The 14,517-nt window shown below is 46.2% G+C and carries 14 protein-coding genes and 1 riboswitch; of the genes, 6 read left to right on the forward strand and 8 right to left on the reverse strand.

Annotated features, from left to right (window positions below):
• Positions 1-5: 5 nt before the first annotated feature.
• From moaC to moaA, 3 genes are all read right to left on the reverse strand, one after another.
• Positions 6-482 carry a cyclic pyranopterin monophosphate synthase MoaC gene (gene moaC, locus SSED_RS22965; protein ID WP_012144729.1) on the reverse strand — a complete coding sequence of 159 codons (477 nt, stop codon included), beginning with the start codon at positions 480-482 and terminating at the stop codon, positions 6-8.
• 80 nt (positions 483-562) lie between these two features.
• The gene (moaB, locus tag SSED_RS22970; protein WP_012144730.1) at positions 563-1,087 is read right to left on the reverse strand and encodes a molybdenum cofactor biosynthesis protein B; all 525 of its coding nucleotides are present in this window, start codon (positions 1,085-1,087) and stop codon (positions 563-565) included.
• Between the two features lie 183 nt (positions 1,088-1,270).
• Positions 1,271-2,251 carry a GTP 3',8-cyclase MoaA gene (moaA, locus tag SSED_RS22975; RefSeq protein ID WP_012144731.1) on the reverse strand — a complete coding sequence of 327 codons (981 nt, stop codon included), beginning with the start codon at positions 2,249-2,251 and terminating at the stop codon, positions 1,271-1,273.
• A riboswitch (molybdenum cofactor riboswitch) is annotated at positions 2,239-2,373 on the reverse strand. It overlaps the preceding gene by 13 nt.
• 227 nt (positions 2,374-2,600) lie before the next feature.
• Between moaA and SSED_RS22980 the strand changes: the two genes are divergently transcribed.
• Both SSED_RS22980 and SSED_RS22985 read left to right on the forward strand, forming a co-directional pair.
• Positions 2,601-4,250 carry an electron transfer flavoprotein-ubiquinone oxidoreductase gene (locus tag SSED_RS22980; protein ID WP_012144732.1) on the forward strand — a complete coding sequence of 550 codons (1,650 nt, stop codon included), beginning with the start codon at positions 2,601-2,603 and terminating at the stop codon, positions 4,248-4,250.
• A gap of 297 nt (positions 4,251-4,547) precedes the next feature.
• Complete coding sequence (locus SSED_RS22985; RefSeq protein ID WP_012144733.1) at positions 4,548-6,464, forward strand: methyl-accepting chemotaxis protein; 1,917 nt, start codon at positions 4,548-4,550, stop codon at positions 6,462-6,464.
• A gap of 132 nt (positions 6,465-6,596) precedes the next feature.
• Here the strand turns inward: SSED_RS22985 and SSED_RS22990 are convergent, their stop codons facing one another.
• Complete coding sequence (locus SSED_RS22990; protein ID WP_041422408.1) at positions 6,597-6,923, reverse strand: DUF4870 domain-containing protein; 327 nt, start codon at positions 6,921-6,923, stop codon at positions 6,597-6,599.
• A 78-nt stretch (positions 6,924-7,001) separates the two neighbouring features.
• Positions 7,002-7,700 carry an MOSC domain-containing protein gene (locus SSED_RS22995; RefSeq protein WP_012144735.1) on the reverse strand — a complete coding sequence of 233 codons (699 nt, stop codon included), beginning with the start codon at positions 7,698-7,700 and terminating at the stop codon, positions 7,002-7,004.
• Between the two features lie 168 nt (positions 7,701-7,868).
• On the opposite strand from SSED_RS22995, the gene SSED_RS23000 reads away from it, so the two are divergent.
• From SSED_RS23000 to SSED_RS23015, 4 genes are all read left to right on the forward strand, one after another.
• Entirely contained in the window at positions 7,869-8,321 is a 453-nt protein-coding gene (locus SSED_RS23000) for a CC0125/CC1285 family lipoprotein (protein ID WP_012144736.1), read from the forward strand.
• A gap of 72 nt (positions 8,322-8,393) precedes the next feature.
• The gene (locus SSED_RS23005; RefSeq protein WP_012144737.1) at positions 8,394-9,122 is read left to right on the forward strand and encodes a response regulator; all 729 of its coding nucleotides are present in this window, start codon (positions 8,394-8,396) and stop codon (positions 9,120-9,122) included.
• Positions 9,123-9,156: 34 nt separating this feature from the next.
• A complete protein-coding gene (locus SSED_RS23010; RefSeq protein ID WP_012144738.1) occupies positions 9,157-10,440 on the forward strand; it encodes an ATP-binding protein in 1,284 nt (427 codons plus the stop codon).
• 187 nt (positions 10,441-10,627) lie between these two features.
• Entirely contained in the window at positions 10,628-11,140 is a 513-nt protein-coding gene (locus SSED_RS23015) for a hypothetical protein (protein ID WP_012144739.1), read from the forward strand.
• Positions 11,141-11,168: 28 nt separating this feature from the next.
• Here SSED_RS23015 and SSED_RS23020 read toward each other — a convergent pair whose 3' ends face one another.
• The 3 genes from SSED_RS23020 to SSED_RS23030 all read right to left on the reverse strand — a co-directional run bounded on the left by SSED_RS23020 (position 11,169) and on the right by SSED_RS23030 (position 14,434).
• On the reverse strand, positions 11,169-12,626 hold the full coding sequence (locus SSED_RS23020) for a sensor domain-containing diguanylate cyclase (RefSeq protein ID WP_012144740.1): 1,458 nt from the start codon (positions 12,624-12,626) through the stop codon (positions 11,169-11,171).
• 319 nt (positions 12,627-12,945) lie between these two features.
• Positions 12,946-13,785, reverse strand: a complete 840-nt coding sequence (locus SSED_RS23025) for a PfkB family carbohydrate kinase (RefSeq protein ID WP_012144741.1) — start codon at positions 13,783-13,785, stop codon at positions 12,946-12,948.
• Positions 13,786-13,876: 91 nt separating this feature from the next.
• Entirely contained in the window at positions 13,877-14,434 is a 558-nt protein-coding gene (locus tag SSED_RS23030) for a GNAT family N-acetyltransferase (protein ID WP_012144742.1), read from the reverse strand.
• Positions 14,435-14,517 lie beyond the last annotated feature (83 nt).

Raw genomic sequence — 14,517 nt, forward strand, 5'->3', positions numbered from 1 at the left:
ATTCTCTATACCTTAAAATGACCAGACTTACCGCCACGCTTCTCTAACAGACGTGTCTGTGAGATCACCATATCTTTCTGAACCGCTTTGCACATGTCGTAGATAGTCAACGCCGCAACAGACGCGGCCGTTAATGCCTCCATCTCGACACCTGTCTTACCCGAAAGCTTACACAAGCTGGTGATACGCACGCGGTTAAATTCAGGTTGAGCCTCTAGTTCAACCTCTACCTTAGTCAACATCAATGGATGACACAGTGGAATAAGATCCGAGGTCTTCTTTGCAGCCTGAATGCCTGCAATACGAGCCGTTGCAAACACATCACCCTTGTGATGGCTGCCGCTCATGATCATCTCCAGGGTATCCGCCGCCATTTCGATATAGGCTTCGGCTCTGGCTTCTCTCTCGGTTACCGCTTTTTCGGTCACATCAACCATATGTGCATTGCCATCGGCGTTGATATGAGTAAATTCATTCGACATCAGTTTTGACCTTTTACATTAACGCAATTCAAATAGAAAACTCACCCGGTATCACTACTTAGTAATACCGGGACTACGACTTAACCCGATATTTTTTTCACATGCATCACAAAATTACAGGGTCTATGTGTTGCATCTAACTGTTCTTTGATTATTTTTGTCCATCCGGTACGACAAGCTCCGGTCGAACCAGGCAGGCAAAAAATAGCGGTCTGGTTAGCAAAACCACCCAGCGCTCTCGACTGCACCGTCGATGTGCCTAATTCGGTATAGGTAACATGGCGAAACAGCTCTCCAAAGCCCTCTATCTCCCTATCGAACAGGGGCTTGACCGCTTCAGGAGTATTATCACGCACGGTAAATCCGGTCCCGCCGGTAGTGATAATGACCTGCACCTCGTCCGAAGCTATCCATTGAGACAACACCGAGCGGATCTCGTATTTATCATCCTTTATCAACTTACGGTCGACAAGTGTGTGACCAGCCTCGATCAGGTTATCTTCAAGAAACTGTCCAGAGGTATCCCGGCTAAAGTCACGGGAATCTGACAAGGTAAGCACAGCGATGTTTAATGGTACAAATTGGGTATTAGTGCAGTGTCCCATAAATTAATCTCTTAACCTGTAGTTGATAGTAACTCTATGTTTAACGACGAAATTATACTCACTACCCTGCATCAAGTACTTGAAGCAGCTCATGAAGTGATTAACTACCGATAGATGTGAAACACAGAATCATTTTGGGGAGACACCTATATCAGAGTATAAGTTTGCCTCCCCTTTCATCGACTAGCCGCCGATGGAAGCTAAATGCTGAGTCACACCTGTGATGCCGTCGTGAAGGAAATGGGTCTCACTTTTCTGTGCGAGTTGTCCATGAAGACGCTCAACAAGCTCAGCCCTTTGGCTCTCATGTTGAAGCAGATCTCTGAGATCGACACCATTTTCTGTAAACAGACATAAGTGGAGTTTTCCGTTTGCAGAGACCCGCAAACGGTTACAGCTGGCACAGAAGTTTTTCTCATAAGGCATGATCAAGCCGATGCGGCCTTTATGATCCTCATGACTAAAATTCTGAGCAGGACCATCATCGGCAGCAGGCTGATCATAGCTCCAGCCCTGTTCGACGAGTTGCGACTTTATATCGGCCCCGGCCAAGTGGTGTGCTTGAAAGTAATCGCGCCCGAGACCCGTTTCCATCAACTCGATAAAACGCAAATCTATCGGGGTATGTTTAATCCAATGCAGAAAACGCGGCAGATCTTTATCGTTAAATCCTTTAAGTAGTACGGCATTGATTTTCACCCGCTCGAAACCTGCCTCGAGTGCAGCATCAATCCCACGCATCACTTCATCGAACTTATTCTCACCTGTGATCTGATAAAACATCTTAGGATCGAGACTATCGACCGAAACGTTAATCCGTCTCAATCCTGCGTCATACCACTCTTTAGCGTGTTTCTCTAAACGGTAGCCATTGGTTGTCGTCGCAATGGTCTTAATCTTGTCGTTATCGGCAACCGCTCGAATGATGTCGGTAAAATCTTTACGCAGGGTGGGTTCACCACCTGTGATACGGATCTTCTGAGTACCGACTTCTGAAAAAGCGGCGACCAGATTTTCTATTTCGCTTAGCGCAAGAAATTTTGAACGTCCATCGGGACGATAACCATCGGGGAGGCAATAAGTGCATTTGAAATTACAAACGTCGGTAACAGACATTCGTAAATAGTGAAATCTTCGACCAAATTTGTCTTGTAGTTGAGACATGATCACCTTTCCAAGTAAGGGGAGGTGAGAGCATTTCTGTTCACACCCCGGTGGCGTTATTGCCACGGCTTAGCGTCCGTATCTGTTGACGTAGGACAAAAAGCTCGGAGAACCGTCAGGGCTGATTATAGACCTATTTCAAATTCAATCCATAGCGGAAATGCTGTATTCCTTGCTCAAGATCAATCAGGCGTTAACATTTTGTGACACCCCTCACATACATAATTAGTATCAGACAGACGGGAATCACTGTTTAAACTCTGTGCCATTGCTCATTTTTGCGGTATGGTGGAGGGACTGATTAAAACACCCGTTTAACGGGGAGAAGTGACCGACTAGAGGTGAAGTGATGGAACGCGAATCGATGGAGTTCGATGTCGTCATCGTTGGAGCCGGCCCCGCCGGACTGGCTACAGCGTGTCGACTAATGCAGGTATCGAAAGACAGTGGCCAGGAAATTACTGTCTGTGTTGTAGAGAAAGGCTCAGAGGTTGGAGCTCATATTCTTTCAGGCGCGGTATTTGAGCCCAAAGTGCTGAGTGAGCTATTCCCCGACTGGCATGAAAAAGGCGCACCACTTCACACAGCCGTCAAATCTGATGAGATCCATATGTTAGGCTCGGCGACCGCTTCACGCGCCATGCCTCACTCTCTTCTGCCAAAAACGATGCATAATGAAGGTAACTACATTATTAGCGTAGGCAACCTGGCACGCTGGCTCGCCGAACGCGCCGAAGAGCTTGGCGTCGAAATATTTCCGGGCTTTCCGGCAAGTGAACTGCTCTTTAATGAAGATGGCAGTGTAAAAGGTATCTTGATAGGCGATATGGGCATCGGTGCCGATGGAGAGCCTAAAGATAGCTTTGAGCCAGGTATGGAGCTTCACGCAAAATATACTGTCTTCAGTGAAGGTTGCCGCGGCCATTTAGGCAAGCTACTCATCGAGAAGTATCACTTAGATAATGGCAAGACGCCACAGCACTACGGCTTAGGCTTTAAAGAGATCTGGAAAGTTCCCAGCGAACAACATGAGCAAGGCAAGGTGGTTCATACCGGCGGCTGGCCGTTAACCGAAGGCGCGTCCGGTGGTGGTTACCTCTATCACCTCGAAGATAATCAAATCGCAGTGGGTCTTATTGTCGATCTGAATTACCAAAACCCACACCTGAGTCCATTCGATGAGTTCCAGCGTTATAAGACTCACCCGGTCATCTCGAAATACCTGACCGGCGGCGAGCGCTTAAGCTATGGTGCACGTGCCATCACTAAAGGTGGCTTAAACTCCCTACCTAAGATGAGCTTCCCTGGAGGACTTATTATTGGTTGTAATGCCGGTACCTTAAACTTTGCTAAGGTCAAAGGTACTCATACAGCAATGAAAAGCGGCATGTTGGCGGCTGAAACAATCGCACAGGCGCTTCTGGCTGGGGTAGAGGGTGGTAAAGATCTCGACTGTTTCAATGACAGGTTCACAGAGAGCTGGTTACAGGATGAGTTATATAAGTCACGTAACTTCGGCCCGGCAATGCATAAATTTGGTACCTACCTCGGTGGCGCCTTCAACTATATTGACCAAAACTGGTTTGGTGGCAAGTTCCCTATCACCTTAAGGGATGAGAAACCCGATCATACTCAAATGGCAGACATAAACAGCTATAGTAAGATCGATTACCCCAAACCTGACGGAAAGCTGAGTTTCGATAAGCTCTCTTCGGTTTACCTGTCAAATACCTTCCACGAAGAAGATCAGCTATGTCATCTTCGACTCAAGGATGCACGCATTCCTATCGACGTGAACTTAGTTAAGTTTGATGAACCCGCTCAGCGCTATTGTCCTGCCGGGGTTTATGAAGTTATTGAAGAGGAAGGTGAAAGCAAGTTCGTGATCAATGCTCAAAACTGCATTCACTGTAAAACCTGCGATATCAAAGATCCCAGCCAAAATATCACCTGGGTCACCCCTGAAGGTGGCGGTGGACCAAACTACCCGAATATGTAGTTAGATAAGAGACAAATAAAAGCGCGCACATTAGTGCGCGCTTTTCTACTACGCCCCCAAATAAAGCATTGCAATCGAGTCAAAAAATAACCATACTTCTCTTCTCTAATAAAAGCGTTACAAAACAAGCAAACGCTAATTTTTCTTTCAGAAAAAAAATCCAACATCCTACTAAACTAATATCTGAACGGTTCGATAATACTGTTTAGGATTACCTATTTTTTATTACCAGATCACAGGCTCCATGACTTTGGTAACCGAAGTCCCATCGGTTCAAAAATAAGCAGGTTGCTAACTATGAAATTTAATATGCTCACAATTAAACAAAAGATATTGCTTACGGTGACGCTCGCCGTGTTGTTATCCACTATTCTGGTTGGAGTGCTCAGTCAGCGCAGTGCGAAGGAGATTGTTGAACAGAGAATGTTAGGCTCTGAGATGCCAAACATGCTACAGCAGATCCGCAACAAGGTTGAACTCGATATTTCAACCTTAATGAATGCCGCCGAGCAACTTGCAAATAGCCGCATGTTAATCCAATGGTTAGAAGATGGACGACCAGCAGAAAGTGAAAGCTTAGTCACCAACCAGCTTAAAGATATCACCCAGCAGTATGGTTTAGCACAAGCATCATTCGCAGATCGCGAAACTGCCGCCTATTATACTCAGGACGGTTTCTTGCGTGAACTCACTCCATCTCAAGATGGCTGGTTCTTCGATTATAAAAACAGTGGCACGGAGCGCATGCTCAATGTCTTTACCGAAGCCAATGGCGATGTGAAGTTGTTCATAAACTATCAACAACCTAATGGCCGTGGCTTAGTCGGATTGGCGAAGTCACTCGATGACATGGTCAGGTTACTCGCCTCCTTTAAAATTGAAGAGACGGGCTTTGTTTATCTCGTCGACGCTAAAGGCCAGGTAAAACTGCATCAGGATACGTCTAAAATCGGCAATGCCGATCTCAATAGCTTCTACCGAGACAGCAACACCAATAGCCTGCTTAATCGCAGCGACTTCAGTTTACTGAAAACCGAAGTCGATGGTGAGACTATGCTCGTCGCCAGTAGTTATATCCCATCGATGAATTGGTATTTGATTGCACAGGTACCCGAAGGTGAGGTTTTTGCCCTGCTTGAAGAGTCTGCCTACAAGATCTTAATCTGGACACTGCTGATTGCCGCAGGCTTTATCGTATTGGCCACTTTTGTTGCCGGCTCAGTCAGTCGCCCCATATCCGTCGTTGCCTCTATGCTGCAAAATATTGGTGAAGGTGAAGGCGACTTGCGTCAACGCCTGCCCGTCGAAGGTAATGATGAACTCACTCAGCTCGCAAAAGGATTTAACAGCTTCATCAGTAAAATCCAAGCCTCAATTATTGAAGTAGCCGAAACCAGTGAGCAATTAAGCCTATCGGCTAAAGATGTCGCCAATCAGGCACAGCAAACCCTATCCGATAGTCAATTACAGAAAGATCAGACCATGATGGTGGTTACCGCCATCAATGAGATGGGAGCAACGGTTAACGAAATCGCCGGTAATGCTGCTCAGGCCGCCGATACCGCAAAAAATGCCGATACCGAATCCAATACAGGTCAGGTTGTCGTCACACGTGCTCGCGATACCATCAACCAGCTGTCGAATGATGTAGAGCAAGTCGGAGAGGTCATTGAATCTTTAGCGACTCATACTAAGTCGATTGGCGGTATTTTAGATGTTATCCGCGCCGTATCTGAGCAGACCAACTTACTCGCGCTGAATGCTGCAATCGAAGCGGCACGAGCAGGTGAAGCCGGACGTGGATTTGCCGTCGTTGCCGATGAAGTTCGTAACCTTGCCTCGCGCACAGCAGAGTCGACCAACGAAGTGCAGATCATGATCGATAAGTTGCAGTCTGAGGCCAGCAGAGCTGTCGATGCCATGACGCAGAGTCGTTCTCGCTCGATTGAAGGTGTCACAGCCGTCGATGAGGCGAGTCAGTCGCTATCGGGGATCAGTGAGCAAATTGGTCAGATTACAGACATGAACATTCAGGTGGCTGCAGCGACTGAAGAACAGTCAACCGTGGTTGAAGATATCAACCGTAATGTCACCGAGATCAGTGACATTACACAAAGAACTGCTGACACCTCTGAAGCTGTTGCTCAAGCGAGCCAATCCCTCAATCAGCTAGCCAACCGCTTGGATACCTTAGTGGCGGGCTTTAAGGTATAACGGCTCAAAGAGCAAAGATGACGCGGTGCTGGAAAATGGCCTTAGGCCTAATCGACACTAACGTTATTTTTGCTCTAAAAAACCATAGACTAGTTTGCTAACTTTCCGGGGTTCAATCCCCGGAAACAGAGGCTAGCTTCGCGGTTTGATAAACTTGATGGTCATAGGGTACTTGTAACATATCCCCTCACTGGCCTTCATCGCCGCTATGATAGTCACCACAATATCGAACACAGCCAAAAATCCAACCAGAATAAAGCCTATACCCACAAACATCAGTACAACACTAATCATCACATAGATCATCATGCTGATCTTAAAGTTGAGGCAATTACGTCCACACTCATCAACAAACTGAATCTCATCCCGTTGCATCAGCCAGACGATCAAGGGGCCGAGTACGCTTCCAAACGGTATTATGTAGCCGGCAAAACTGGCGACGTGAACCACGATTCCCATGTTCTTCTCATCTTGCGTCAACGCTTGTGCTTGATCTGTCACCTTTCTTCTCCCTGAATCAATTTGGACTGAATACGATTAACCTGATTTCGGACCAAACAGGCGCATCTGCCAGTCCTCAATTTTTTGAGTGTCTAATCTTCTTTGTAAGCTATTAACCCAAGAGGCAGCAAGGCCTTCACAGGAAGACAGCCTGTCATAGGCGCGAGCATCAAACTCTGGTGCAAAATAGAGAGTCATCGCTTCCCTAACGCTGATGTCACTGCGGCGCTCGATCAATGATACGCCATTATCAATATGTATTTGACCGGGCTTAAGCACACGATAGAACCAGCCACACAGACCGCTGGTCTGCATCGCATAAGCAAACTCTTTATGACCAAACTGTTGATTTAGCTTGAAACATGGCGATCTGGGTTGAGTCACCTGCAGCTCAACATCTCCAATAGCGATAATATCACCGATATAGACCTGACTCTCATTCAAACCAACAGTGCTGATGTTCTCTCCCATCGCAGGGGCATCTTTAAACTGAGCCATCATATCCCAGCGACGATATTGCCCGTAATGCTCACGGGGAAAATGATGTAACACACGATCCGGCCCGCCGTGGTGACGAGGGTCGGCCTGAGCATCCCCTAATACAGTCTCAACGCTGACATCTAACTCGGTAGCTGTGATTTTTTGATCTATGCCACTGGGAATTCCAGACTCAAGACGGGTCTCACTGCCCAGATACAGTCCAGATAACCGGTTTACGAGTACACCTTTCGACATCTAATTCTCCCCATTATTATTGAATAAAAATAAACAAAAATTCGACCAATGGCTTCGTGCGCCCTAACAATGAACAGACATATCCATACAAAGTGAGTCTGTTTATCATCTGAACCAACAAAGATAATGGCACCAATATTAAACAACCCGCTTACTTAAGGCTAGATTATGAACTTTATTCGCCGCATTGCGATCTGCACATTCGTTATTTTATCCGTTTCCGGCTGCGCTACCTCCTACGATACCCAAAAATCGTTCTGGAGTTTCGGCAAGGGCTTCGATATCACCCAGATAGCCGAAGATAGCTGGCAAATCGGCTTTGTCGGTAACACTCATACCGATCGTGCACTTGCCAGAAAATATATGCTGCGAAAAGCAGCCGAATTAGCCGATGGCGCCAACTATCCTTACTTTGTTCTCAGCAGTGAGCAAAACAACAAAGACACGGTAGCCAGTGGTGGTGTCGGCTTTAAGGGCGATGATTGGTTATATAGTTTAGGGAATATCGAAAATGAAACTTCTGTCATCGTCGAAGTCACCGGATTAACCGAGAAAACAGAAAAAACTTCACGGGTTTACGATACACGCTACATTCTTAACAAGATTAAATTCGATAGCTAGTTTGAAGATTTGGTACCTATAGCCCAATTTACTGACAATAATTCTGTCGGATACCGACAAGGAGTGCTAAATTTGCCAAAGATATCGCAGCAGCCCCCGGAAGAGATGAACAATATAACCGCCGTACTCGTTGAAGATGATGAGAAGATCAGTGAACTGCTTTCATGTTATCTGGAGAGACAAAATATTCGGGTCACTTGCGTCAATGATGGTGCCGATGCCGTCGCCACCATCATTGATAAACAGCCTGATATTGTGATCCTCGACCTTATGCTGCCGAATGTGGATGGATTTACTATTTGTCGTCAAATCCAACCTCAATACAGTGGCAAGCTGCTCTTTCTAACCGCCAGTGAAGACGATATGGATCAGGTCGCCGCACTCGAAATGGGCGCCGATGACTTTGTCGTCAAGCCAGTGCAACCCAGGGTACTTCTCGCCAGACTACGCATGCTACTCAGGCGTCATGCCGATAGTCCGAAGCCAATATCTAAAGAGCTCACATTTGGTGAGCTCTATCTGGATAATCAGCGTAAACAGTGTCGCCTGGCAAAGCTCGATGCCAAGCTCACCAGCAGTGAGTTCGATCTGTTGTGGTTACTCGCGACCCATGCCGACGAGGTGTTATCCCGTGACTTCTTAGTCAAGACGATTCGTGGTATCGAATACGATGGCATAGATCGCACCATAGACAACAAGATAGTGGTATTACGCAAGAAACTCGGCGATAACCCCGCCCTTCCCAGGAAAATCATCACTGTACGGGCTAAGGGCTATCTGTTTGTACCGGACCGTTGGTAATGGTATCAAGATCTATTAATCGTTAGGAAAACCGATGAAGCGACTGTTTCTATTATCTTATGGAATCATCTTAATCACCTTTTTTATCGCCATGATAGCGATGGATCAGTTTGAGCTTTTTTCTACCGATGAGATTGAAGAAATTTCATTCGGCAATGACATCTCGGCAACCGCAGGTCTACTGACAAAGATAGCCGAACTCAAAGGCCAAGCCCAAGCCGAGCATTCATTTAAAAAGTTCACGGAGAAGATGCACTTAACCCTGGATACATATGAAACAACAAGTTCTGAAATCAGTGCAGTGATAAGATCTCACCTCTTAGAGAGGAATTTTTTTATCGAAGATGCCGAGGAGAATATTGCCTACTTCACCTTTGGCGATAAGCAGAAAATCTATCGTATAGCTTCTGATATGAGCTCTCCTTTTATGCAGCAGATAAGTGATAAGGAGTGGCTTACACTAATTGAGATCTGTACGGCACTCGCTATCATCACTTTTATCGTGCTCTTCTTTCTCGCCAGAAGGTTACGTCGGTTGGAGAAAACCTATATCGCCTTCGCCGATGGTGACTTTACCGCCAGGGCATCGACTAAGATGTTCCATAACGTGGGTAAACTAAATCAAACTTTCAATATTATGGCCGACCGAATTTCACAACTTATCAGTAGTAACCGAAACCTGACTAACGCGGTTGCACACGAGTTCAGAACCCCCATTTTCCGCATTCAATGTAATCTGGATATGCTCGATGATTCAAAGGTGCGCCCAGACCAAATGCCTCATCTGGAAGGGATCCAATCGGATCTGAATGAACTCAACAGCATGGTCGAAGAGCTACTGCACTTCTCTAAACTGGAACGCCTGGATACCAGCTTAGCACTGGAACCGACCGACATAGGGAACCTGCTTGAGAAGCAGCTTAACCACCTTCAATTTGAAACCGAGGCTAAGCTCACACTAGATGTCAGAGATAACTGCATCGCCCCGGTATCGGTGAGAGCACTGCAGCGCGCACTGGGGAATGTCATCCGTAATGGCTATAAATATGCGAACTCTGAGGTGAGAATATCACTGCAGGCAAGCCCGGAAGAACTTCACATTACGATTGAAAATGACGGCCCGAATATTCCCGTTAAAGACAGAGTAACCATTTTTGATCCCTTCGTACGCCTGGACAGGTCGAGAGACAGGCAAAGCGGCGGACATGGACTGGGTTTAGCGATCACTAAGCAGATAATAAAGCAGCACAAGGGCCGCATCTATATCTCTGACAGCAATATGGGCGGAGCCTGTTTTAATATCAAGCTACCATTATGAAGGCTATAAACATGCACAGGTCTCCTCCATCACTCAGTTAATGTGTCGCCATTAAAACCTACTTGCACCCTACTTTTTCCTGACAGGCAAATTCGGTCTATATCTGTTGGCATACAAACTCATACATACTCATTCTGGTTTAGCTCTCCTACTGCTCACATAATAACCTTTCAATGCAGGAGGCCATATGAAATCTATATTTCTCACCACAATGCTAATCGCCGCAGCGCTTAGCAACAAGGAAGCACAAGCTCCTCTGATAGCGCCGCACCTGATTGCGCCGGATGATATAGGTAACAGCCTCGAAGAGTATCATCATAGGCGGCAAGCTTTAGCTCTCAATTTCAAGAACCATAGCCACCCGATTCACCTCATAGATATCACTCACACGGCGCTCATTGTGAGCTACGAAAATGGAATCGTAGTGATGGGTTTCAATCATGCGAAGGGGCAGCCGACGAGCCAATTGAGCGTCTATGAAGGCCAATTTGATTCCAGAGTGTTTGATTCGAAAAAATTTGAAATGAGCTCGTTAGATAGCGCAGAAAATATATATACCTCTACCGATGTATCCATTGCTCAGGATAAATATAATCAGATCTATATCGGTAAGCTAAAAGAGCAAAATGGTGCAGAATCTTTCACGGCAAGAGTCGTTTTCAACAAGACTCTTATGACCCATCATTCTAATATTGAATAGATAGGCTGCGGAGCAGAGTGCACCCCACTCAATGGGAGAGAACCACCTGATCACGTCCCAACTCTTTTGCCTGGTAAAGAGCAACATCGGCACGATTTATCAACTCATTGGGTTTTTCGGTGTGATTATATTCCGCAACGCCCGAACTCACAGTCACACAGATCTCATGCTCATTGACTCTGATCTTTCGCTTGGCAATCTTTCCCCGGATCCGCTCAGCGACGTCGACGGCGTGGCTTAACTCCAGGTTGGGTAGCAAAAGCAGAAACTCTTCTCCTCCCCAGCGACAAACCACATCCTTCTCTCTTAGCTGGTTTTTCAATACGCTGCTCACCGTTTTAATCACCAAGTCACCTATGTTGTGGCCATAAGTGTCATTCACCCTCTTAAAGAGATCGATATCGAGCAATATAATTGAAACCGGAGTCTCGCTCTCATCGGCCTCGGCCATCGCCTTTGCAAAATACTCTTCGAATATTTGCCGATTGGCAACCCCCGTCAGTTTATCTGTCGAAGCCATAAACTCCAGTTTTCTCTGGTAACGCCCCAAGGTTAAGTTTGCGACCATTAAAATACCGATAGTCACAATAAAGCTGATGGCAAGATTCGCCCAAAAGGTGGTTAATAATTTCTTCTCACTATCGACCTCCTCCTGTTCAACCATCAGGTACCATTTAAACTCAGGGACGAAACGGCTATTGAGATAGACCGTTTTACCATCCCTCATATAGGTCAGTGACGCACTCGGACTGGTCAAAATTCGTGTCGCTAACTTATCCACCCCCTCTGTATCCTGTATTGTCTTCCCCCCGGAAAATGCCTCACCATGAAGGGTTATATGCCCCTCTCGATCGACAAAATAGACATGCCTGTTGTACCGTTTCTCGTATCGCTCAATCAAGGTTCTCACTCTCTCTACTGCAAGACCTACCCCGGTAATACCAATAAATCCGCCTTCAAAATCAAAGACTTTATAATTCACATACACGACAGTCTGCTTGGCATCAGTGGAACCGGGACCTATATTAATTTCGTAAAGTTCTGAGCTGGCGAGTGACCGAACCCGGAAATACCACGCATCTTCAGGATCAATATCTTTAATCTGTTTCAGGACGCCTGAAGAGTGATAGTAATTTCTGGTTTTTTCAGATACGAAAAAGCTGGTCACGGTATCGTACTTGTCTTGAATTTCTCTAAGATAATGGATCAGCTTCTCGGGACCTTGCTCTTTATTAATCGCCCAATCACGAACAAAAGTATCTTGTGCCATCAGAGAAGAGATGAATATGGGTTGCAACAGGTCTTGTTGAATTTCCGAATAGATATTGTCACTGGTCAGGGGTAAGGTATTTTCTTCAATTTGCGCACTCAGGGAGCTATGCGCAACCTGATAACTGATCCCGCTGGTCGCGATGAAAGCACCAAAGAGCAGAACGGAAAGGATCCAGACAAATTTTCTCTTATCATTCCAAATTGTCTTACCCATCTACAATTATCCTATTGCTTATCTTCCACATGGCATGTCACCCACTAAATACCGAATCTATGGCATCGAATTTAAGCATAGTCGTAAATGAGTCAGGACATGAAAGCGATAAGTTAATCGGATAAAAAAATGCCCCGTTTGAGGAGCGGGGCAAATAGATGAAAAACAGCTAAAAACTATGAAAGGACACCATTAGGGGAATCCATATCGCAAACAATAAAGGGCGGATGTCACAGGCAAATGACCGGGAAGTGATAAATTTATGACAGGTGCCCTTCTCTGCTAAGCAAAGTTATAGCATTAAGCCAATAGCCTGAGCCTACCCATTCAGGTACTGTTTCAGTGCGGCCCCGGGAATGGAACTAGCCGTTGCAACGGCAAATGCGGCCCAGGTCGCCCCCTCATTCATCGAATCGATAATTGTTAGACCTGTCGCTAACCCATGGATAAGTCCGGAAGCGTAGGCATCTCCCGCCCCGGTTGTATCGACCACGTCAGATGTCACCGCCGGGACAGTTTGGCATCCATCCTGAGTATATAAATACGCACCATCGGCTCCATCGGTCACTATAAAATATTTTAGCGACTCACCGGCAATACTCTTTCCATACTCCCAATTAGAAAGTTCACTTCGTCCCAGCATGTCGGTCTTAGAAGCGATCAAAATATGGCAGGGTCTGAGACGCTCATCCTTAGCAAGTTGTGCCAGAACTAAACAATGATTCAACGCCGTTTTAGCCCAGCTCACCGAACCTTCTGCCGACGAATTAAAGTATACGGCATCCCATTGATCCCAAACGGGAGGGGCCGGCAGCTCAAAGATAGGCCTTTGTGGACGAATAATGGTTCGCTCACCATCGGGAGTCATCACCAATAACATCTCACAGCTGCTCTCTTCATGGCGCTGAATAAGGTGACAATCGATCCCCTGAGTACTTGCTTCGGCAAGTAACCAATCACCAATCTTATCGCGACCGACCTGGCTTACTAATGCAACTCTATGTTGTGCCCACACCAAGCCCAGTCCGGTATTAGCTCCACCGCCACCCAACCTTTGTCCTCCATCTTGATAGTGAAATCGCCCGCCCGTCTGCAGAGGCTTATCGAGCTCTAAGATTCGATCACAATTCAAGTTAGCAACCAGAAGGATATTAGCCATTGAGGCTCCAGAAAATAGATATCATCTAATGATGGTAAAGGAATACAGGTCTGACGCATATTCCCAAATAGTAGAAAAGAGTGTTAGCTCACTAGCCACCAAGCCCCGTTCTCCATTCTGAGGCTAGCATGGCATACTGAAACTCGCTGCCCCAGCCACCTTTGAAGAAAACATTTTCAATAAAATGTGCCTCTCGACGAAGCCCTACTCGCTCGAGCAATAACCATGAAGGAACATTGTCACAGTCTGTAGTTGCAATAACCCGATGGGGCTTTAATTCGCTGAACAGATAAGCCAGCAGCCCTAAAACAGCCTCAGATGCATAGCCTTGCCCCTGAGAATTCGGGGCAAAGGTAAAACCAATCTCAATCTGCTGTCCATCGATAAAATGGACGGCAAGATCCCCCAGCATCTGTTGAGAATCTTTATCTCCTTTAGTCACAATCGCCAATTGAAACCAATGACCCACAGTAGCGAAGGGCACTTTCTTCATATTGTCATATAGAGCCTGTGCATCCTGATAACTGTACTCACTCCAGCTCTGATAACGCGCGACCTCTGGCTGTGCACGATATTCGGCAAATGCCTCAAGATCGGCAGACTCGAACTCTCTGCAAATAATGCGTTCAGTCTGGAACAGTGGTTTCATTTACAACTCCAAAGGGTATATCAAGCTTCCAAACTACCTGAAAAGAAAATTTTAGCAACAAGACCTTACGAAGCCTTCCAGCC

It is taken from the genome of Shewanella sediminis HAW-EB3 (genome assembly GCF_000018025.1).
Lineage (GTDB): Bacteria > Pseudomonadota > Gammaproteobacteria > Enterobacterales > Shewanellaceae > Shewanella > Shewanella sediminis.

Coding starts and splice junctions, on each gene's coding strand:
- moaC (WP_012144729.1), bottom strand. CDS start 482: ATGTCGAATGAATTTACTCATATCAACGCCGATGGCAATGCACATATG.
- moaB (WP_012144730.1), bottom strand. CDS start 1,087: ATGGGACACTGCACTAATACCCAATTTGTACCATTAAACATCGCTGTG.
- moaA (WP_012144731.1), bottom strand. CDS start 2,251: ATGTCTCAACTACAAGACAAATTTGGTCGAAGATTTCACTATTTACGA.
- SSED_RS22980 (WP_012144732.1), top strand. CDS start 2,601: ATGGAACGCGAATCGATGGAGTTCGATGTCGTCATCGTTGGAGCCGGC.
- SSED_RS22985 (WP_012144733.1), top strand. CDS start 4,548: ATGAAATTTAATATGCTCACAATTAAACAAAAGATATTGCTTACGGTG.
- SSED_RS22990 (WP_041422408.1), bottom strand. CDS start 6,923: ATGGGAATCGTGGTTCACGTCGCCAGTTTTGCCGGCTACATAATACCG.
- SSED_RS22995 (WP_012144735.1), bottom strand. CDS start 7,700: ATGTCGAAAGGTGTACTCGTAAACCGGTTATCTGGACTGTATCTGGGC.
- SSED_RS23000 (WP_012144736.1), top strand. CDS start 7,869: ATGAACTTTATTCGCCGCATTGCGATCTGCACATTCGTTATTTTATCC.
- SSED_RS23010 (WP_012144738.1), top strand. CDS start 9,157: ATGAAGCGACTGTTTCTATTATCTTATGGAATCATCTTAATCACCTTT.
- SSED_RS23015 (WP_012144739.1), top strand. CDS start 10,628: ATGAAATCTATATTTCTCACCACAATGCTAATCGCCGCAGCGCTTAGC.
- SSED_RS23020 (WP_012144740.1), bottom strand. CDS start 12,626: ATGGGTAAGACAATTTGGAATGATAAGAGAAAATTTGTCTGGATCCTT.
- SSED_RS23025 (WP_012144741.1), bottom strand. CDS start 13,785: ATGGCTAATATCCTTCTGGTTGCTAACTTGAATTGTGATCGAATCTTA.
- SSED_RS23030 (WP_012144742.1), bottom strand. CDS start 14,434: ATGAAACCACTGTTCCAGACTGAACGCATTATTTGCAGAGAGTTCGAG.